Origin of the sequence: Sagittula salina (genome assembly GCF_017813235.1) — a bacterium.
GTDB classification, from domain to species: domain Bacteria; phylum Pseudomonadota; class Alphaproteobacteria; order Rhodobacterales; family Rhodobacteraceae; genus Sagittula; species Sagittula salina.
On sequence record NZ_JAGISH010000003.1, the window covers coordinates 217,052 to 237,192 of the forward strand.

14 protein-coding genes and 1 tRNA gene are annotated in these 20,141 nt (G+C 66.9%); 4 read left to right on the plus strand and 11 right to left on the minus strand.

Annotated elements, in window-relative coordinates:
* Nucleotides 1-54: 54 nt before the first annotated feature.
* From J5474_RS07260 to J5474_RS07285, 6 genes are all read right to left on the minus strand, one after another.
* Nucleotides 55-1,236 carry a beta-barrel domain-containing protein gene (locus tag J5474_RS07260; RefSeq protein WP_209360143.1) on the minus strand — a complete coding sequence of 394 codons (1,182 nt, stop codon included), beginning with the start codon at nucleotides 1,234-1,236 and terminating at the stop codon, nucleotides 55-57.
* Nucleotides 1,236-3,374, minus strand: coding sequence for an ATP-binding cassette domain-containing protein (locus tag J5474_RS07265; protein ID WP_483414421.1), 2,139 nt, complete (start codon nucleotides 3,372-3,374; stop codon nucleotides 1,236-1,238). The genes J5474_RS07260 and J5474_RS07265 overlap by 1 nt, the downstream gene beginning before the upstream one ends.
* A gap of 50 nt (nucleotides 3,375-3,424) precedes the next feature.
* On the minus strand, nucleotides 3,425-4,732 hold the full coding sequence (locus tag J5474_RS07270) for a TolC family protein (RefSeq protein WP_209360144.1): 1,308 nt from the start codon (nucleotides 4,730-4,732) through the stop codon (nucleotides 3,425-3,427).
* Between the two features lie 111 nt (nucleotides 4,733-4,843).
* Nucleotides 4,844-9,247, minus strand: a complete 4,404-nt coding sequence (locus tag J5474_RS07275) for an Ig-like domain-containing protein (RefSeq protein WP_209360145.1) — start codon at nucleotides 9,245-9,247, stop codon at nucleotides 4,844-4,846.
* Between the two features lie 213 nt (nucleotides 9,248-9,460).
* The gene (locus J5474_RS07280; protein ID WP_209360146.1) at nucleotides 9,461-10,567 is read right to left on the minus strand and encodes a Gfo/Idh/MocA family protein; all 1,107 of its coding nucleotides are present in this window, start codon (nucleotides 10,565-10,567) and stop codon (nucleotides 9,461-9,463) included.
* A 10-nt stretch (nucleotides 10,568-10,577) separates the two neighbouring features.
* A complete protein-coding gene (locus J5474_RS07285) occupies nucleotides 10,578-11,279 on the minus strand; it encodes a GntR family transcriptional regulator (RefSeq protein WP_209360147.1) in 702 nt (233 codons plus the stop codon).
* 95 nt (nucleotides 11,280-11,374) lie between these two features.
* Between J5474_RS07285 and J5474_RS07290 the strand changes: the two genes are divergently transcribed.
* The 4 genes from J5474_RS07290 (at nucleotide 11,375) to J5474_RS07305 (ending at nucleotide 15,507) form a co-directional block, all read left to right on the plus strand.
* Nucleotides 11,375-12,529 carry an LLM class flavin-dependent oxidoreductase gene (locus tag J5474_RS07290; protein ID WP_209360148.1) on the plus strand — a complete coding sequence of 385 codons (1,155 nt, stop codon included), beginning with the start codon at nucleotides 11,375-11,377 and terminating at the stop codon, nucleotides 12,527-12,529.
* 8 nt (nucleotides 12,530-12,537) lie between these two features.
* Nucleotides 12,538-13,425, plus strand: a complete 888-nt coding sequence (locus J5474_RS07295) for an aldo/keto reductase (RefSeq protein ID WP_209360359.1) — start codon at nucleotides 12,538-12,540, stop codon at nucleotides 13,423-13,425.
* Nucleotides 13,426-13,434: 9 nt separating this feature from the next.
* The gene (locus tag J5474_RS07300) at nucleotides 13,435-13,938 is read left to right on the plus strand and encodes a flavin reductase family protein (RefSeq protein ID WP_209360149.1); all 504 of its coding nucleotides are present in this window, start codon (nucleotides 13,435-13,437) and stop codon (nucleotides 13,936-13,938) included.
* Nucleotides 13,939-14,172: 234 nt separating this feature from the next.
* A complete protein-coding gene (locus J5474_RS07305) occupies nucleotides 14,173-15,507 on the plus strand; it encodes a cytochrome-c peroxidase (RefSeq protein WP_209360150.1) in 1,335 nt (444 codons plus the stop codon).
* Between the two features lie 234 nt (nucleotides 15,508-15,741).
* Here the strand turns inward: J5474_RS07305 and J5474_RS07310 are convergent, their stop codons facing one another.
* From J5474_RS07310 to J5474_RS07330, 5 genes are all read right to left on the minus strand, one after another.
* Entirely contained in the window at nucleotides 15,742-16,203 is a 462-nt protein-coding gene (locus tag J5474_RS07310; RefSeq protein ID WP_209360151.1) for an NUDIX hydrolase, read from the minus strand.
* Nucleotides 16,204-16,372: 169 nt separating this feature from the next.
* Nucleotides 16,373-16,449 (minus strand) — tRNA-Arg (locus J5474_RS07315).
* 70 nt (nucleotides 16,450-16,519) lie between these two features.
* Nucleotides 16,520-17,902: a sensor histidine kinase gene (locus J5474_RS07320; RefSeq protein ID WP_209360152.1), complete on the minus strand. Its 1,383-nt coding sequence runs from the start codon at nucleotides 17,900-17,902 to the stop codon at nucleotides 16,520-16,522.
* A gap of 35 nt (nucleotides 17,903-17,937) precedes the next feature.
* Nucleotides 17,938-19,347 carry a dihydrolipoyl dehydrogenase family protein gene (locus tag J5474_RS07325; RefSeq protein ID WP_209360153.1) on the minus strand — a complete coding sequence of 470 codons (1,410 nt, stop codon included), beginning with the start codon at nucleotides 19,345-19,347 and terminating at the stop codon, nucleotides 17,938-17,940.
* Nucleotides 19,347-20,090: a TVP38/TMEM64 family protein gene (locus J5474_RS07330; protein WP_245216313.1), complete on the minus strand. Its 744-nt coding sequence runs from the start codon at nucleotides 20,088-20,090 to the stop codon at nucleotides 19,347-19,349. Before J5474_RS07330 ends, J5474_RS07325 begins: the two co-directional genes overlap by 1 nt.
* Nucleotides 20,091-20,141 lie beyond the last annotated feature (51 nt).

Consider the following 20,141-nt stretch of genomic DNA (forward strand, 5'->3'; position numbering starts at 1 on the left):
ACCGCCGCAGGCGGGCGAACGAGACAACAGGCGCGCGCGTCAGCGCGCACCGCTTCACGGCTCCCGGAAGGCCTCGCGCGTCTTGTATAGCGGCTTCAGCAGGTATTGCAGGACGGTCTTCTCGCCGGTGTGCAATTCCACCTGCGCCTGCATCCCCGGGCGCACCTGGAGCACCGCCTGCCGGTCCGTCAGCGTCGCCATGTCGACCCGCACCGTCACTCTGTAATGCGGCGGTAGTTCCGGACGGCGGTCGTCCTTGTACGTATCGGCCGAGATCACGTCCACCCGTCCCTTCAGCGTGCCATAGATCGTGTAGTCATAGGCAGAAAGCTTGATCGTCGCCTCCTGGCCGGGCCGGATATTGGCGATGTCCTCCGGGCGGACCTTTGATTCGACGAACAGTTCCTCGTCGACCGGGATGATCTGCATGATCTCCTCGCCCGGCCGCACCACCCCGCCGATCGTCGTCACCGACAGCTTGTTCACCACCCCGTGCATGGGCGATGCCAGCACCGTCCGGGTCAACTGATCCATCGCCCCCTTCAGGTTCTGTTTCAGCGTCGCCAGCTCTTTCAGCGTCTCGGAATATTCCTCCGCCCGGATCAGCTCGGTCTGGGTGACGATCTCGTCGCGGGTCTTCTTCGCGTCGGCATGAGCCTTGCGCGCGCGGGTGACCTCGATCAGAGCGACGACCTTCTTTTCCAGCAGGCCCTCCAGCAGCGTCAGTTCCCTGGCCGCCTGGTCCAGCACCTTCTGCGCCCCGGCGCGGCGGGTCTGGAAATCCGACTGCCGCGCCGCCAGCAACGCCTGTTCGCTGGCCACCATGGCGGGCGACGCCTGCGCCAGCGCCGGCGGAATCGCCACCACGGCCCCTCCCGCCAGCTCTGCCTCCAGCCGCAACCGGCGGATTTCCAGCGCGGTGATCTGATCGTTCAGGTCATCCACCGAGGACCGGAACATCGTGCCATGCAGGCGCGCCAACACATCGCCCCGCAAGACCTCGTCCCCCTCCTTTACCAGCAGTTCGGCCAAAATGCCGCCTTCGAGGTTCTGGATGATCTGCGGGCGCGAGCCCGAGATGATCTCACCGTCCGCCCGCACGATTTCGTCCAGCCACGCCATCGATGCCCAGATAATGCAGACCCAAACCGAAATCGCGCACAGCCAGATCGTAAGCGACGGCCCGCGCAGCTTTGCCCCCAGCTGCGCCTGCAAATTCGTCGAGGATATCGTCATCAGGCCGCCCCCTTGCGCAGATGCGCCAGCACCTGATCGCGCGGCCCGTCCACGGCAAGCCGCCCCTGCGCGAGGATCATCGTCCGCGACGCCAGTTGCAGGATCGGCACGCGATGCGTGGCGATCACCGCCGTGCGTCCGGCCAGCCATTCGTCCAGCCGCGCGATCAGCGCCTTCTCCAAAGTCTGATCCAGCGCCGCCGTCGGTTCGTCCAGCAAACAGACCCGCGGGTCCTGCAGCCAGAGCCGCGCCCAGCCGATCGATTGCCGCTGCCCGACGGACAGGCCCTCGCCGCCGTCATGGATATCCAGATCCAGCCCCTTCGGATGCGATCGGACGTAGGGCGCCAGCCCCGCGAACTCCAGCGCCGCCATCAGGCGTTCGTCGTCGCGTTCCAGCAGGGACAGGTTCAGGTTGTCGCGCAGCGATCCCTGAAACAGCCGCACGTCCTGCCCCAGATACCCGATGCCGCGCCGCAGATCCTTCGGTTCGATCTGCGCCATTTCCGTGCCGTCGATCAGGACCTTGCCGGTCGCGGGCGTATAAAGCCCGGTCAGCAGCTTCAGCAGCGTCGACTTCCCCGAGCCATTCGCCCCCAGAACTGCCAGCACCTGCCCCGGCAGGATCTTCAGCCCCTTGAGGTCCAGCACCATGGCGCCCTCGGGGTCGTAGCGATAGCTCGCCCCGTCCAGCTCATAGCCACCCTCAAACCGTTCGCGCCGCAGGTAGGTCCGCGCCTCCGCCCGGTCCTGTGCCGCCTCCGCGATACCATCCAGCCCGTCGAGCGCGGATTTCACGTTGCTCCAGCGGGCAAGGATGCCCGAAAGCTGGGTGAGCGGCGCCAGCGCGCGCGAACACAGGATGCCGGTGGCGATGATCGACCCCACCGTGAACTCCCCCGCGAAAACGAGGTAGGTGCCGGTGATGACCGCAACGACGTAGGTCGCCTGTTGCAACCCCTGCGCCCAGAATCCCAGCGTGGCCGCCAACTTGCGCTGCTCCGAGGACTTCAGCGCCTGGACCGCCGTCAGCTCTTCCCAGAGCCTTACGAAACGGTCTTCCGCGCGCTGCGTCTTGATCGTGTCGAGCTCGACCACCGCCTCCTGAAGCAGCCGCGACATGCGGGTGGAGGCACCCTGCATTTCCTGCGTCAGACGGATCATCTTCTTTTGCAACAGCAATCCCGGCACGACCATCAGTACGCCGCCGGCGATCAGTACCCAGACAACCGACCCGGCGATGGACCAGACCATCAACAGGAAGATGAAGACAAAGGGAATGTCGGCCAGCGCCCCCGCCGTCGAGGCGGTAAAGAATTCCCGGACGGACCCGAATTCCCGCATGGCCGCGAAAAGCTGCGCGGGCGAACGGCCCGGCAGGTCCGACCGCATCCCCAGCAGTCGTTTCATCAACATGGCCTGCACGCCCAGTTCGATCTGCCGCCCCGCGCCGTCCAACAGTTGCGAGCGCGCGACCTTCAGGAACCCTTCGAGCAGCAGCGCCAACCCGGCACCCGCCGCCAGCACCCAAAGCGTGGCCTCGGATTGGTGCGGGATCACCCGATCATAGACCTGAAGGGAGAACAGCGCCACGGCCACCGCCAGCATGTTGGCCACCAGAGATCCCAGCGCGACTTCGCCGAACTGCTTGGAAAAGCGCCCGAATTCGCCCCAGAACCAGTGCCTCTTGTGCTCCACGCGCGCGTGTTTTTCCGACAGAAGCGCGACAGGCGCCTCGCCCCGGATCAATTCGCCCGAGAAGAAGCGCACGAATTCCGCCAGCGCGACCTCCGACTGGCGGGAAACGGTGGTGTCGTCGTAGAGCGTCAGCCCGTCGGCATCCTGCGACAGCACCAGAACGGCCTGCCCGTTGCGCATCAGCGCGATGGCAGGCCAGAGGCCGGGCACCAGCCTGTCGGGTTCGTCGGTGAGGGCCAGCAGGCCGGCGGCCTCCACCCCCATGCGCAGCGCGTAGGCGTCAAAGGAATCGTCGCAACCCGCGTTTTGCGACAGCGCTTCGAGGATGTCGGTCGCCTTTGCCTCGACGCCGAGGCGTCCGGCAAAGACCCGGATCAGATCGGTGCGCGCGCGGGCCTTTTCGGAAAAGCGCGGTGCGGTCTCTCGCGCGATCTCTGGCACGCGGCGCAGCACGGCCTGACGGGCACGGCCCGCAAGGTGCAGGACCTGACTCACAGGGCGCCCCCTTCGGCGAGGCCGCCACGCAGGCGCGCCAGTTCCAGCTCGGCGCGCGCCGCCTTGTATTTCAGCGCGATCTCCGTCTCCAGCGCGCGGGCGTAGGTCTCGTAGGTACCGACCACGTCCATTACCTGCCGCTGGCCGCCTTCAAACTGGCGCTGGAACAGGGTCCAGTTGTCTCGCGCCGCAGTGGTCAGGCCGCGCGCCTCCTGCGCCTGCCGTGTATAGGCCGCCAGCCGCGATTGCTGGCTGGCTACCTGCCGTCCGGCGTTCTCGCGCGCCTCGATCACCTTCCGGTCGGCGGTCTCCTTGGTGGCCTCGATGGCCTTGAACTCCGCCAGCGTACCGAGGCCAAAGAGGTTGTCCGTCGTGACCTCCAGCGCGCCGCCCACGGTCCCGGTCCGGTCGACAGAGGCGTTGGCCCCCAGCCCCGGCAGATTCGACGCCCGCGCGATCCGCGCCTCTGCCAGCGCCTGTTCGCGTTCGGCTCGCGCGCGCAGCACGCCCAGCGGCTCACCCGCGCTGGTATCGCGCAGCGCTCCGATGCCGCGCAGTTCTGTCAGCGGCCGCACCGCCATGGCGTTCAGCTCCGCCATGGCGGAGGCCGTGGCCTCCTGCGCCTCGCCCGCGCGCGCCCGGATGGTGGCCAGCTTCTGCTGCAGGATGTTGAGGTCCGACATATCCGAAACGCCGCCGTTCACGCGCTGCTGCATGACCCATTCGAACCGCGCCATATCCTCGTAGGCGCGTCCGAGGTGGTTGGCGAGGTCGCGGTTCTCTTCTGCCGTGATATAAAGCGATAGCGCGTCGTGGACCCGGCGGTTGCCGTCCTCCACCAGCTGCACGGCGGCGCGTTCGACGTCAGCCTTTGCCAGATCGCGCTCTGCCTGCCTGCGCCCGTTGTCGAACAGCACCTGATTGACGACCAGTTCCGCCACGAAATCGCCCAGTGAATTCAGCGAGATGCGCGGCCCGATCCTGGGCAGCCAGTTCTTTGCCGCCGCCTGAGCGCGCAATTCAGCCACGCGCAGCTCCGCCTCTGCCACCCGCGCATCCGAGGCGATCACCGCGTCGCTCACCTGAGCGTAAGGCGTGCCGGTGATCACGACCGACGGCCGCAATTGCAAAGCGTTGATGATCTTGGAGGCATCGGAGGGTTTGACCACGGCCTTCTGTGCGCCGCCCCTCATCGGGGCAACCGATTCCGATCCGCGGAATCGCGACACCTGCTCCCCCAGATCACTCATGCAGCCCGACAGCATGACAAAAAACGTCAATGCCCCCAGACTGCGCCTGCTCATACCCATAACCGTGCCCCCGTTTCGGCGCTTTGTTTTACAATCGGGACCCGGGGCCGGTTGTCCCGGCCTCCGGATGATGCGCCGCCCTCCCCCGCGAGGAAGGCGGATAACTTACACCACGCCGAGAACGTTGGTGATGTCGTCGTCGATCAACAGGGTCGCGTCGCCCAGCGAGAAGACGTTGTAGACCTGCGAGCCTTCCGTATGCGTGCCCTGCGCGTGCGCGCCGGTGATCGTCACGGAATCGTCCGCATTGCCGAGGATCGCCACCGTGTCGGAGGCCTCCGACAGCGCCTTTATCTGCGCCTCGGTGATGGTCAGGCTGGCGTTGTCGGCGTAGTTCAGGTCGATCAGGTCGACGTTGTACTGGCGCAGCGCGTTGGCGATGCTGTCGGACATGGGCACCTGATTGGTGGTGTCCTCGTCCGTCACCAGATACGCGCCGGAGGTGTTCCCCGCCGCGTCCGTCGTCGCCATGACCAGATGCGTGCCATCCGAAACCGGCGTTGTCAGTTCGTTGACCAGAACGGTGCCCCCCCGGATGCTGTAGCTGTCGGATACCGTCGCCTCTGTCACCACCGGGTTCGCCGCATGCCCGTCGAAGCGCCCGATAAATAGGTCGTCCGCCGTCTGCGTGATCCGCACCGTGTCCACGTCGCCATTGGCGTCGCGCCCGTCCCCGATCCACGTCAGCGTGTCGGGGGCCTGCGTGTCAAAGGCCAGCGCCTCGTGCACCGTGGCCGAATTCCCCGCCGCATCCGTCGCCGTGATCGTCACCGGCGCGGTGCCGGTGCCGCTGGGCAGATCCGCCGCAGGGATGTCGACGCTCCAGTGGCCGGATGCATCGACCACCGCCACATGCGTCGCGCCGTTCAGGACCAGTTGCACGGTCGATCCCGGCTCCACGTCGCCGGTCAGGGTCAGCCCCGCCGCGCGTTCGGCAAAGTTCACCACGTTGTCCGTGGTGACCGGCTGAGACAGATCCAGCGTGTTCACCAGCGTGTCGACGCGGAAATCCACCACGGTTTGCGCGCTGTTGCCCGCCGCGTCGGTGGTTTCCACCACAGCCTGCGCCAGGTGCTCGCCTTCCGGGATCTCTCCGGCGGCGAAATCGACCGACCAGTTGCCGGTCGCATCGACCGTGGCCGTATGCGCGTGGCCGTTGTAGCTGACGACAACCGTCGCCCCCGGTTCGGTCGTGCCGGTCAGGGTCAGCCCATCGACGCGCTCGCCGGCGTTGATGATATCATCGACCTCGACCATGCCCGCCTGCCGGGCAAAGTTCTGCACCTCCGTGTCAAAGCGCAGGCTGTCGGTCCGCGTCAGCGTGTTGCCCGCCGGATCGGTGATCGTCGCGGTGATCGCCGCATCATAGGTGCCCTGCGTCAGCTCGCTCGCCGCGAAACTCGCGGACCAGCGTCCGTTCGCCCCGGTCAGCACCTGATGCGTCACACCGTGCAGCGTGACATCCACCCACCGCCCCGGGTCGGAAGTGCCGGTGATCACCACCCCGTCAGACGCCTCGGCAAAGTTCACCACGTCGTCGCCCTCGATGGGGGTCGGGTCGATGGTCAGGTTGCCCGGATCGGTGTCCACCGCGATGCTGCGGGACAGCGTTTCGGCATTCCCGGCAAGGTCGGTGGCCGTGGCGGTGAGCGTCGCCGTCGTCTCGCCCGAGGGCAGCTGGCTCGCGGCATAGGTTGCCGTCCAGTTGCCGCTGGCGTCCACCGTGGCGTTCACCAACTGCCCGTTCAGCGACAGCACCACCGTGCTGCCCGGTTCGGTCGTGCCGGTCAGGGTCAGCCCCGTCGCGCGCTCGGTGGCGTTCAGCACGCCATCCGCCCCGCCCGGCGTCGAGGTGATGCCGTAGTCGCGGACAAGCGTGTCCACCGCCACCGTCCCCGAGGCCGTTTCCACGTTGCCCGCCGCGTCGGTCGCCCGCGCGGTGACGGTCAGCGTGCGCTCCCCCGTGGGGATCTCGGCGGCAGAGAAATTGGCGCTCCAGTTGCCGGCCGCGTCCACCGTGGCGGCGTGGCTCACGCTGCCCAGCGTGACCATGACGCTGGCCCCCGGCTCCGCCGTGCCGCGCAGGGTCACGCCATCGGCATGTTCCGCCGCGTTGATGATACCGTCACCTTCGACGCCCGCCGTGTTCACCGCCACGCGGGTCACGGTGTCGACGTCTATCACCCCGTTCACCGTGGCGCTGTTGCCGACCACGTCCGTGGAGGTGGCTGCCACCGCAAGCGTCGTTTCGCCCTGCGGAATCGCGGCGGCGGGCAAGGTCACCGACCAGCCTGTGCCGGTCACGCTGGCTGTGTAATCGGTGCCGTTCACCGTCACGATGACGCTGGCGCCGGCCTCGGTTGTGCCGGTCAGAACCACACCATCGGCGCGTTCGACGGCGTTGATGGTGCCGTCGCCCTCCACCGTTGCGGTGGTCATCGTGACGCTCGTCACCGTATCCACCGGCATGCTCAGCGTCTGCGCCGCGGTATTGCCCGCCAGATCCGTGGCGGTGAAAATGCCGGTGAGGGTGGACACCCCCTCCGGGATCAGCGCCGCCGGAACCGTCATGGTCCAGTCACCGTTTGCGGCCGCCGTGGTGGTCAGAACCGTGCCGTTGATGGTCAGTTCGATCACCGCGCCCGCCTCGGCGCTGCCGATCACCGGCAGGCCCGCCGCGCGCTCGGCCGCGTTGATGGTGCCGTCGGCATCGGCGATCAGCGGGTTGAGGCTGACGCGGGTATCCACCTGCACCGTCCCCGAGACCGACGTCGTGTTCCCGGCCGCGTCGGTGGAGGTCACCGTCAGCGTGCTGGCATAACCCAGCTCCGAATGCCCCGGAGCGCCGTCGAAAAGGCCCGGGTTCACCAGCAACGACCAGGTCCCGTCCGCCGCGACGGTGGTGGTGCCCAGCGCGCTCAAGCCCGACTCGAGCAGGATCGTCGCACCCGGTTCGCCCGTGCCGTTGACGGTTACCTGCCCGGCGAACTCCGCCGCGTTGACGGTCCCGTCGCCCGCGACCGATCCGGTGTCGATGCTGACGGCCGCCTCCGTATCCACGTCAATGACATGGCTCAGCGTCACCGCGTTGCCCGCCGCATCGGTGGAGGTGATCTCTGCCGTCGTCGCATAGGTGCCGGACGGCAGGTCCGTCGCCGCGAAGGTGGCGCTCCACGCGCCGCTGGCATCCGTCACCGCGCTTTGCGACTGCCCCTCGATCGTGACGACGACGGTCGATCCCGCCTGGCTGGTGCCAGTCAGGGTCACGCCCGCCGCGTGTTCGGCGGCGGAAATCAGGTCGTCCCCGGTCAACGGGCCGTTTGTCAGGGTCAAAGCGTTCACCGTGTCGATCTGCACGCTGTCGGTGACCACTGTGGCATTGCCGAAGGCGTCCACCGCCTCCAGGGTGAAATCGCGCGTGTACTCGCCCGCCTCGAACACCGTGTCGTCAAAGGTGAACGACCATTGGCCGCCCGCATCCACCACGCCGGTTTCCGTTACCGTGCCGATGGTGATGGTCAGCGTGGCGCCCGGTTCGCCGGTGCCACCGATGGTAACCCCGCCCGCGTGCTCTGCCGCGTTGACGATCTCGGAAACCGAAACCGTACCGTCGGTGATGTCGATGGCCGGCGGCGTCGTGTCGATGACAAAGCTCGGCCCGTCCAGCACCGTCACGGTGCCATCGGGATCGGTCACCGTCACGTCGACATCCGGGTAGCTGCCGTCCGCCGGGAAATCCGCCCCGGCAAAGATCACCTCCCACGTCCGGTCCGGCTGCGCCGTGGCCGTGACGGTCGCGCCGTCCAGCGTGATCTCCACCACCGAACCGGGGTTCGCCGTGCCGGTGACGACCACCTGCGCGGGGTCACTGCTGCTGATGTCAGATGAGGTCGCCGCCGCGTTCACCGTCGGCGCGACCCAGCCCGGGGTATTGTCGTCGCTGCCACTTCCGCCACCCACGCCCGCCAGCAGCGGCAGACCCAGCAGCGCGCCCAGCCCGCCACCGCCCACGCCGCCCAGCAGCGGCAGCGCCGCCAGCATGGTCGCGTTTTCCTCTTCGCCGTCCCAGGCGCCCGCCACCTGCGGCATCACCTTCGGTTCGTCGATAAAGATCAGCTGGTCCGAGGGACTCCACTTGCCCCAGCTTTCGGTCGGCCCGTACTGCGCAAAGAGCGCCCCGCCCTCCGCCTGCACAAAGCTTACCTCGTTCAGTTCGCCGTTGGCCGACAGGAACAGGCGGCTGTTGGCAGCGTTCGGCCCGTCGTTCGGCCCGTCGTTCGGCCCGTCGCCGCTGAAGTAGTTCTCCAGCACGATCACCCGGCCATCGGCGAGTGTGATCAGCAGGTCATTGGCCGCGCGATCATAGCCGCGCAAATCCGACTGGCTGATATTGAGGGAAATGTCGTTGCCGTAGCCCGCGTCGAGAAGGAAGCCCTGCCCATCGCCGCCCACGGATCCGCGCTCCACCGCACCCGCACTGGTCCGGATCACGAAATCAATCGCGTTCATGCCTATACCGCTCTACCACTGTGTCCGCCGGTTTTTTTGTATTTGGCAGACTTATTGCTCTGTGGATTGCTTACCGCATTGTCGCCACATTCGCTAGGATGAAATTGGATACGACAGCGCGTGACGGGGCTTTCAGCCGCGTCAACACGAGATCGGTGGCGGATTGTGGCAAAAATGTGGCGATTTTGTTAACCTTGGTTAACGCTCCGGGGGTTACCGGAAATTCACCGCTTGCCCACAGACTGCCGAAGCCTGCGCCGCAAGCCCCATCTGCACCGCTTTCATGCCGTCCGCAAGGGTTACGTCGCAGTCACCCATACCGCGCACCATGCGCAGGAACCTCTGGTGCTGGTAGAACGTCGCGCCGTTGTGGTCCCCCGCCTCAAGCAGAAGCGGGTCCACCGGGATCTCCAGCACCCGCGGCCCCCGCGGCGTGCGCGGGCTGACGATCACCTGCGGCACCGGCGGCGCGCCCAGCGCTTGCGGCCAGAACCGCCCCGGCCCCGGCACCCGCGCCTCGATCTTGCCATCCGGCCCAACGGCGGACAGCTCCTCCTGATACTCCGATCCTTCGGCGTACATGCACAGCTCCAGCATCGCCCGCGCGCCGTTCTCGAAATCGACGATCACGTAGCCACTGTCCCAGATGTCCGGCGCCTCCCCGTCGTAGCATTCGTCCAGATGGTTCACCACCTGCCCCGCACTGGCCATGAACCGCACCGGTTCCGACTTCAGGCACAGGCGCATGAGATCGAAGAAGTGGCAGCACTTCTCAACCAGCGTGCCCCCGGTGTTGCGGTTGAAACGGTTCCAGTTGCCGACCTTCGGCAGAAAGGGAAAGCGGTGTTCGCGGATCGTCAGCATCTTCACCCCGCCGGTGGCGCGCTCCAGTTCGGACAGGAACACCGCGATGGGTGGCATGTAGCGGTACTCCATCGCCACCCAGATCGGCGCCGGATACGTGTCGGCGATGCGCGCCACGCGGTCGGCGTCGGCGGGATCGGTGAACAGCGGCTTTTCCAGCAACAGCGGCAGAGGGCGCGTTCGCGCGATGCGCTCAAGCTGATCGACATGCAGGTGATTGGGGCTGGCAACCAGCAGCGCATCCAGATCCTGCCGCGCCAGCAGCGCATCCAGATCCGTCACCAGCGACGCCCCCGGCACCATCAGCCGGGCCGCGCCTGCCATCAACTCCGACGGGTCATGGATCGCCGCCACCCGCGCGCCCTCCAGCAGGGCGATGTTTCGCAGGTGCTCCTGCCCCATCATGCCGCAGCCGATCACGCCGTAACGGATCACATCGGTGCCAAGATCCTTCATGCCGGATCACTCATTTCAGGCGCGCCACGTAGGTCGCCACACTGGTATCGATCCATCCGCGCGACACCTCCGCCCGCCGCCCCTCGTGATCGAAACTGATCCGCGTCGCGCACAGCGTCGGCGTGCCGGGCGCCAGCCCGTAGACCTGTGGCGCCCAGTCGGGAACCGGGGCCACGCCCATACGGTCCTCCACCCGGTGGATCGTCAGCCCCAGCTTCTCGCGGTAATAGAGGTACAGGGACTCCGACAGGTCCTCCCGCGACAGCCGCCTGACGTAAGAGGCATCGAGCCACACCTCTTCGAGGATCGCGGGCACCTTGTTCAGCCGCCGCAGCCGACGGATGCGATGCGCCCGGTCGGAGGTCCCGAACGGAGGCAGGTCGGCGGGTTTTTCCAGCGTCGCCACGTCCAGCACCTGCGCCGTGGGCAGCCCGCCGCCCTCCAGCAGTTCCACCCGGAAGAAAGCATAGACCGCCTGCACGTCCGCCTGCGCCCGGATGTAGTTGCCCGACCCCTGCACCCGCTCCAGCAGGCCCTTCTCCACCAGCTGTTCCAGCGCCTTCCGCAACGTGCCGACAGAGATCCCCAGCCGCGCGGCGTAGTCCCGTTCGGGCGGCAGCCGCTCGCCGTCCGCCAGCCGCCCGGCGTTGATTTCCCGGATCAGCATTTCGCTGATCTGCAGGTACAGCGGCAGGGCATGGCGGTCGGTCATCGGCGCAGGTGTCCCGAAAATGCACATTGATACACCATTGATCTACCCGGTTTCCGCAGCTAAGCAATATGGAAAATGCAGTGCGAGGACCTGACATGACCGTGGTTCCCATCACCTCCCCCGATCTGGATGCCGCAGAGGTGTCATGGTTCGCGGCGCTCTGCTCGGACGATTACGAATACCTCGGAGTCCCTGAGGGCCGGTTAAGATCGTCCTGGGCGCATTGCTCCTCTCTCGTGCGGGAGGCAGAGGCGCAGGGCTTCCGCAATATCCTGTGCCCGTCCTCCTATCAGGTCGGGCAGGACACGCTGTCCTTTGTCGCGGGCTGCGCGCCGATCACCGATCGGATCAACATGCTGGCCGCCGTGCGCTGCGGCGAGATGCAGCCGATCATGCTGGCGCGCACCATCGCCACGCTGGACCACATGCTGCAGGGGCGGCTGACGGTGAATGTCATTTCCTCGGATTTTCCGGGGGAAAAGGCCGACAGCGCCTTCCGCTATCAGCGCTCGCGCGAGGTGGTGGAGATCCTGAAACAGGCCTGGACCCGCGATCAGATCGACTTCGAGGGCGAGGTCTACCAGTTCCACGGGCTGACCACCGATCCGGTCAGGCCGTATCAGACGGGTGGGCCGCTGCTCTACTTCGGTGGCTACTCTCCCGCCGCGCTGGAGCTGTGCGGCCAGCACTGCGACGTCTACCTCATGTGGCCCGAACCGAAGAACCAGATCGCGGAACGCATGAAGGCGGTGAATTCCGTGGCGGACCGTTACGGGCGCACCCTCGACTACGGGTTGCGCGTGCACGTCATCGTGCGCGACACAGAGGCCGAGGCCCGCGAGTGGGCGGAGCACATCACCTCGAAGCTCGACGACGAGATGGGCCGCCTGATCCGCGACCGTGCGCTGGATTCGGGATCGCTGGGCGTGGCGCATCAGGCCCGCGCGCGGGATCTGGCTGATCAATACGGCTACGTCGAACCCCACCTCTGGACCGGCATCGGCCGCGCACGGTCGGGCTGCGGCGCGGCCATCGTGGGATCGACCGACCAGGTGCTTTCGGAACTTCGGGCCTATCAGCGCATGGGCATCCGCGCCTTCATCCTCTCGGGCTACCCGCATCACGACGAATGCCGCCATTTCGGCCGCCGCGTCCTGCCGGAGATGAAAACCTGTTCCCTTCCGCAGGCCTATGGCAGGGTGCCGCAGGAACCACCCGCCACGCCGCTTGCCGAAGGACCCCGCCGATGACCATGGACATGGACCGCGTCCAACTGACCGATGACGTCACCCTCTCCCGCCTCGTCTACGGCATGTGGCGGCTGGGCGACGACCGGGACACCTCGCCGGAGCACGTCAGGGCAAAGATCGAAAGCTGCCTCGATCAGGGCATCACCACGCTGGACCAGGCCGACATCTACGGCGGCTACATGGCGGAGGAGATCCTCGGCAACGCCCTGACACCCGCGCTGCGGAACCAGGTCGAAATCGTCACAAAATGCGACATCGTCGCCCCCGCCGGCCGCCACGCCGCCGCCCGCGTCAAACACTACGACACCACGCGCAAGCACATCCGCCAGTCGGTCGACGCCTCGCTCAGACTGATGAAGACCGACCGCATCGACCTGCTGCTCATCCACCGCCCCGACCCGCTGATGGACCATCACGAGACCGGGCAGACGCTTGACGACCTCGTGAACGCGGGCAAGGTCCGCGCCGTGGGCGTGTCGAACTTCCGCCCCTGGGATTGGGACCTGCTGCAATCCGCCATGGACAGCGACCTCGCCACCAACCAGATCGAAATCTCGCTCTCCCACCACCAGCCGATGACCAACGGCGACCTCGCCTTTCACCAGCGCCTGAACCATGCCGTCATGGCATGGTCGCCGCTGGGCGGCGGCAGCCTCTTTGCCGAATCCTCCGCCCCGCTGCGCGATCGCCTGAACCGCATCGCACAGGAGCAGGACACCGACGCCGCCGCCGTGGCCGTCGCCTGGCTGCTGCGCCACCCGGCGACGATCCTGCCCGTGCTTGGCACCAACACCCTGTCGCGCATCGCCACCATATCGGACGCCGCCCGCGTGCAGATCGACCGCCAGACGTGGTTCGAGCTATATACCCTCGCCCTTGGGCATGAGGTGCCCTAAGTCAGGCGCATGACAGAGGCACATGTCTTCAACCCCGCCGACGCCGATCCCCGCGCCTTCCGCGACGCGCTGGGGCGCTTCGCGACGGGCGTCTGCGTGGTTACCTGCGCCACGCCGGACGGGCCGCTCGGGATCACCGCGAACAGTTTTGCCAGCGTCTCGCTCGATCCGCCGCTGGTGCTGTGGTCGCCCGCCCGGCGCTCCTACCGCTACCCGCATTTCCGCGCCGCGAAACGTTTTGCCATCCACGTCATGGGGCACGAACAATCCGCCATCTGCCAGGGCTTCGCCCGCGACGGCGCCGCCTTTGCGGGGCTGGACCTGACCCACGACGACCACGGCACCCCCCTGATCGAGGGCTGCCTGTCGCGCTTCGAATGCACGCAGGAGGCCGCGCACGAGGCCGGGGACCACACCATCCTCGTGGGCCACGTCCACCGCGTCACCACCCGCGACGGCGCCCCGCTGCTGTTCCACGCCGGTTTCTACGGACGCCTTGCGGACCCGGACTGAGACCAACCCTGACGCCACGGCATCCCGCGGCGCGACTCCTGCCGAATCGCCGGACACCCCGTTCAGATCCCGCCTTCGGAATTCCTTCCCGGAATCCGCAGGCAATTGGGCCCATTCTGTGGAGAACCTCCAAAAACGGGTAGGAAATCTAATACTTGCCAAGACCCTCCCACAGGATCACATTTCAGTCAGAAGCATTTCTCTTTACTTGATCAAAGGTCTGCCATGCCCTTGATGCGCATTTTAAAGAGCCGCTTCGCCTCGCTGCCGCCATTTGTCTGCGCGGTGGCCGTGATCTTCGGATCCGGGGCGAGTGCGGACACCATGACCGCCGGGGATTTTCTGCCGGTCGAGGCCGCACAGACCCGTCTGGGACAATTGCTGTTCTATGACAAGATCCTGTCGGGCAACCTCAACATCAGCTGCGCCACCTGCCACCATCACAGCCTGAACGGCACCGACGGCGTCAGCCTTGGCCTGGGCGAGGGTGGCTACGGGCTCGGTCCCGACCGCCTTTCCGGGCTGGTTGGCACCACCCGCGTGCAGGAACGCGTGCCTCGCAACGCGCCCGCGCTGTGGAACGTCGGGCACAAGACCCGCTCAGTCATGTTCCACGATGGCCGGGTGGAGGCCGATCCCGCGCAACCCTCCGGCTTCCGCACCCCGGCAAGGGACCAGACGCCTCTGGGGCTCAACTCCATCGTCGCGGCGCAGGCGCTGTTTCCGCCCACCTCCGCCACAGAAATGCGCGGCAGCGCGAACGACAACGAGGTGGCGCAGGCCTTCACCCGCAGCTTCACCGAAGGCTGGGAGGCACTCGCCGCCCGCGTCCGTGCCAAGCCCGCCTACGAAACCGCCTTCCGCATCGCCTTTCCGCATGTGCGCCGCGCCGAAGACATCACCATAGTCGAGATCGTCAATGCCATCGCGGCGTTCGAAATGTCGGAATGGCAAAGCTTTGACAGCCCCTACGACGACTACGTGACGGCAGGCGTGCCGCTGGACCCGCTGGCCGAACGGGGCCGTCAGCTGTTTTTCGGCGACGCGGGCTGCGCCTCCTGCCACAGCGGACCGCTGTTCACCGATCAGAACTATTACGCGGCGGGTGTGCCGCAATTCGGCCCCGGCCGCAGGTTTCCGGGCAATGATCTGCCGGTGGACATGGGCCGGATGGAAACGACGCGCAATCCCGCCGACGCCTACAAGTTCCGCGTGCCCTCGCTGCGCAACGTGGCGCTGACGGGTCCATGGGGGCACAACGGGGCCTACAGCAACCTGCGCGACATGATCCGCCATATGTGCGATCCGGTGACGACGCGGGCGAACTGGACGCCGGGCATGGCGCGACTGCCCGACGTGCCATGGCTGTCAAAGGACGATTTTACCGTGGTCTCGCTGGCGGACGAACAGGCCCGGCAGGCCGCCGTTCTGGACATCACCCCGGTGGAGATGGTGGAGGCGGACATCGACGCACTGGAGGCGTTCCTGAACAGCCTCACCGGCAAGACCGCCCTCACCCGCCCGCTGGGCCGCCCGGATCACGTCCCCTCCGGCCTGCCGGTGGACTGAGGCGCGGAACGAAAGAACGGCGCCTCGCGGGGCGCCTCTTATCGGTTCCGATTGGCCGCATCGATCCGGGGGTCCGGTTCCCCGCCGGGAGGTCGCCCCGGAAACCGGAACCGCTTCCGCCGCACCCCGCGATGGCGGCCCATGCCGCTGAAGCGCGGCCGGTACCGCACGCCCCTCCGATCTCAGTCTCCGGCCTCAGTTTCCGGCTTCAGTCTCCGGCTTCAGTCTCCGGCTTCAGTCGATGTGGTCCATCAACATCCGCACAGAGGCGTGCTTCCTCGGCTTCTTGTGCAGCATCATCAGCAGTTCCGACAGCTCCGGCTCCACGACCCGCTTGGCCGCCGCTTTGGGAGCAAACCACTTGCGGGTGCGCTGCTTGCGCTCCTTCCAGTCGCGCAGCAGCTTTGAGACGATCATCGGGTAGACACGCACCACGCAGGGCACGATACGCCCGTCCTTGAGGATCTTGGGGTAGCGATAGGTGCCCAGCACCTCCTCCGAGATGTAGCCCTTGGCCCCGGCCTCCTCCAGCGCCTCGATCTCGGCGGCGTGCCAGGGCTTCCTGCCGTCCATCTCCCATCCTTTGGGCATGACCCAGCGCCCGGTGTCCCGCGAGGTCACCATCAGGACCCTGACCTGGCCCTTGTCGTCCCACCGTAACGGCAGGGCGGCGATCTGTTCACCGACGTCCGGCACCCGTCCCCTCCCGAGGTTGCAGTAGACCATGGCCTTGGCTGAATCGCGTTCAGCCCGGTCCGATCCTCCCCGATCCGACCGTGGGCCTCCATTATGCCCTGTCCAGAAAGCCTGGACATGCGCCAAAAGCAAAACCGCGCCAGGGTGAACCTGACGCGGCCTTGAATTCTGGCGGACCGAGGAGGATTCGAACCCCCGACCCCTTGATTCGTAGTCAAGTACTCTATCCAGCTGAGCTATCGGTCCGTGAGGGCGGAAATACATATGCCGCCGGGGATGCGCAAGGGCCGAATGCAAACTTTTTACGACGCTGCCGTTACGACATGCCACCCATGGGCAGACGGATGACGAAACAGCTGCCACGCTCGTCGCTGCGCGCCAGTGTCAACGTGCCGCCATGGCCACGGATCAACTCCGCCACGATGGCCAGCCCCAGCCCGGAGCCACCCTTGCGCACGCCGCCCTGAAATGGCTGGAACAGGTGCTCCTGCGCCTTGGGCGGCAGCCCCGGTCCGGTATCCGCCACCTCGATGATCCACGCGTCGTCCTCCGCCCGCGCCGCCACGAGGATCTCCCCCGCCCGCCCGGTTGCCGCGATGGCCTGCCGCGCGTTGCGCACGAGGTTGGACAGCGCGCGGTAAATCTGCTCCGGGTCGCCGCGCACCATGAGGCTGGCGGGGATGTCCTCCGACAAGGAGATGTCGTCCTCCCCGATCGCCAGCCGCTCCGCCTCCAGCACCTCCCCGGCGAGGTTCGACAGGTTGAACAGTGTCAGCACCGGCGCAGGCTCCTCCGCCCGGCCAAAGGCCAGTGTGTTCTCGCACAGCGACACCGCCCGGCTGATCGAGTTCACAAGCTTCGGTGCCATACGCTTCACCGCCGGGTCTTCGGACATCTCGATCCGATCCGTGAACAGCTGCGCCGAGGTCAGGATGTTGCGCAGATCGTGCGACACCCGCGCCACCGCGCCGCCCAGCTGCGCCAGCCGCTCCTTCTGGCGCAGCGATTGCGTCAACTGCGTCTCCAGCGCCTGCAGGGCCACCTCCGCCTCGCGCAATTCGCGCACCCGCGCCGTGGGCGTGATGATCCGCCGCGCGTCCTCCGGCGCCTCCGCGTAGCGCCGCATGTGGCCGATCACGCCCTTGATCGGGTGCACCATCAGCGACCGCACCGCGACGAACAGCATCGCCGCCGTGATCACCGAGATCACCGCCGAGAGCACCAGCACCCGCAGCCCGTAATCCACCATCGCCATCCGCAGGTCGGCGGTGTCCATCGTCACCTCGATCTCCTGCCCGGCATCGCGCGACGGCGCGCCGATCACCCGGATGATCACCGCATCGTCCGTCAGCAGCCGCATCATCGCGTCCCGCATCAGTTCCCACGCCCCCGCGTCCCGCAGGTCAAAGGAATGATCCACCTCGCCGGGGATGGGCGAACTCAGCACCAGCTGCCGCATCGAATCGCGCCGCAGCACCACGTTGTAGACCCCCGCGTTGTCCAGAAGCTCGCGCTCCAGACCCTCCGACAGCATGTCGTCCGCCAGCAGCGCCAGTGACGCGATCTGCGCCCGCTCCAGCCGGTCCAGCAGGTAGTCCTCGCGGAACCGCGCCACCGAGGGCACAAAGATCAGAACCTCGGCCAGCATCACGAAGATGACGGTCAGGATCAGGAAACGGCCAGAGAGCGAATTCAGCATGAGGGGGTCAGCATGAGGGGGTCAGCAAAATCAGGTCAGGGCATCCAGCGCTGGATCAGGCGCACGACTGCCTTCAGGGTATCGTTTTCGAACAACTTGGGTGTGAAATAGGCACCGGCAACCCGTTTGTTAATCTCCGAAACCGTCGGATAGGGCGAAACCATCGCCGAAACCGCGCTCATCTTCAGCCCGTTCGCCATCACCAGCGACCACAGCGCCACCAGTTCCCCGGCCTGCGCGCCCACGATCGTCACCCCCACCGGGCGCCCCCGGACGACCATCGCCTTGATAAAGCCTGCGCCGTGCCGCTCTGTCAGCAGCCGGTCGTTGTGGTGGAAATCGAACCGCGCCACCGCCAGACGCGCGCCATGCGCCGCACGCGCCTCCGCCTCCGTCAGGCCGATCTGCGCCAACTCGGGGTGCGTATAGGTTGCGCGCGGAATGTGTTCCGTGCGCGCCTTCGCGGGCAGGCCCAGCACGGCGGACCGCACCACGATCCCGGCGTGATAGCCCGCCAGATGGGTGAACTGCATGCCGCCCGCCACGTCCCCGATGGCGTAGACCCGGCGGTTGCTGGTCTTCAGGCGCGCGTCCACCTTTATACCCGCTTTCGTCACGGCGATTCCCGCCGCGTCCGGGTTCAGCCAGTCCACGCTCGCCCGCCGCCCAACGGCCACCAGCAGGTGCGACCCGTCGAACACGCGCCCGTCCGCGACCGTTATCCGTGGCCCCGCGCCGACCGAAACGACCTGCGCGCCCTCGACCACCTCCACGCCCTCGGCCTTCAGCCGCGCCAGCACCAGCGCCGCCGCCTCCGGGTCGTCGCGCCCCAGCGCCCTTGCGCCTTCGATCACCGTCACACGGCAGCCCAGCCGCGCGTGCGCCTGCGCCATCTCCATTCCGATCGGTCCGCCGCCGATAATCAGCAGATGCGAAGGCCGCACCTTCAGTGACCACAGCGTTTCGTTGGTCAGGTAGGGCACCGCGTCCAGACCGGGAATCGGCGGCACAAGGGGCGAGGACCCCGTCGCCACCACCACCCGCCGCGCGGTGATGCGGTAGTCGCCCGCCTCCACCTCCGTCTCCGAAACGAACCGCCCCCAGGCGCGGATCACCCGCACGCCAAAGCTCTCGAATCGCTCCTGGCTGTCCACCGGCGCGATCTGCGCGATGACCTCCGCCACGTGATCCTTGGCCGCCGCGTAGTCGACCTGCGGCTCCACCGGCGCGATGCCGTAGGGGGCCGCGCCGCGCATCGCCTGCGCCCGCGTGGCGGCAGCGATCAGCGCCTTCGACGGCACGCAGCCGTAATTCAGGCAATCGCCGCCCATTTCGTGGCCTTCCAGCAGGATCACGTCGGCGCCCATCTGCGCCGCCCCCGCCGCCACCGACAGCCCGCCGGACCCCGCTCCGATCACCAGAATGTCGCAAGTCAACGCTTGCATCACACCATCTCCTTCTTGCCGCGCCACAGCTTTATCACGATGGGTAGCGCCGACAGCGCCGCCAGCCCCAGGATCGGCCCGATCACATGCGGCGCCCAGAGGATCGACAGATCGGGGCGCTCTCCCCGGTCAAAGACTTCGCCCAGCCCCACCCCCACGGAGGTAAAGACCAGCGCCCCCGGCACGATTCCCAGCGCCGTGGTCAGCACGAAGTTGCGCAGCTTCACCCCCACCAGCGCGGGCAGCAGGTTCGCGACAAAGAACGGCACCGCCGGCACCAGCCGCATCATGAACAGCACCGGGATCTCGTGTTCCGCCAGCCCCGCCTTGATCCGGCCCAGCGTGCCCTCCGATGCCTCCATCCGTGCCGCCATCGTCTGCCCCAGTCCGGCGCGCGCCGCGAGAAAGATCGCCACCGCGCCCACCGTCGCCGCAATGACGTTGAACAGCGTCCCGGCCCAGAGCCCGAACAGGAAGCCCCCGGTAACGGACGCCACCGCCGCGCCGGGCAGCGAAAAGGCGACGATGGTCACGTAAGTGGCGACGAACCCCAGCGCGAGCAGGATATAATGATCGTTGCGCAGTCCCAGCAGCGTCTCGCGGTGTTCCTCCAGTGCCTCGAAACTGATGTGCTCGCGCAGCGTGACGGCGCCCAGCACGGCCACGAGCCCGATCACGACCAGCGGCAGGTGGCGCAGCAGGCCCTTGCGGCCCTTGGGGGCGGTTGTCTTCGTCGCGGTCATGATCTGTCGCCCCATCTTCGCAGCGCGTCTTTGTATCGCGCCGTATCGCGC

Bases quoted from the DNA above. Each gene is read 5' to 3' on its own strand.
- J5474_RS07330 (WP_245216313.1), bottom strand. From the start codon at position 20,090: ATGACCGCGACGAAGACAACCGCCCCCAAGGGCCGCAAGGGCCTGCTG.
- J5474_RS07295 (WP_209360359.1), top strand. From the start codon at position 12,538: ATGGACCGCGTCCAACTGACCGATGACGTCACCCTCTCCCGCCTCGTC.
- J5474_RS07290 (WP_209360148.1), top strand. From the start codon at position 11,375: ATGACCGTGGTTCCCATCACCTCCCCCGATCTGGATGCCGCAGAGGTG.
- J5474_RS07285 (WP_209360147.1), bottom strand. From the start codon at position 11,279: ATGACCGACCGCCATGCCCTGCCGCTGTACCTGCAGATCAGCGAAATG.
- J5474_RS07305 (WP_209360150.1), top strand. From the start codon at position 14,173: ATGCGCATTTTAAAGAGCCGCTTCGCCTCGCTGCCGCCATTTGTCTGC.
- J5474_RS07300 (WP_209360149.1), top strand. From the start codon at position 13,435: ATGACAGAGGCACATGTCTTCAACCCCGCCGACGCCGATCCCCGCGCC.
- J5474_RS07275 (WP_209360145.1), bottom strand. From the start codon at position 9,247: ATGAACGCGATTGATTTCGTGATCCGGACCAGTGCGGGTGCGGTGGAG.
- J5474_RS07320 (WP_209360152.1), bottom strand. From the start codon at position 17,902: ATGCTGAATTCGCTCTCTGGCCGTTTCCTGATCCTGACCGTCATCTTC.
- J5474_RS07280 (WP_209360146.1), bottom strand. From the start codon at position 10,567: ATGAAGGATCTTGGCACCGATGTGATCCGTTACGGCGTGATCGGCTGC.
- J5474_RS07325 (WP_209360153.1), bottom strand. From the start codon at position 19,347: ATGCAAGCGTTGACTTGCGACATTCTGGTGATCGGAGCGGGGTCCGGC.
- J5474_RS07270 (WP_209360144.1), bottom strand. From the start codon at position 4,732: ATGAGCAGGCGCAGTCTGGGGGCATTGACGTTTTTTGTCATGCTGTCG.
- J5474_RS07260 (WP_209360143.1), bottom strand. From the start codon at position 1,236: ATGACGATATCCTCGACGAATTTGCAGGCGCAGCTGGGGGCAAAGCTG.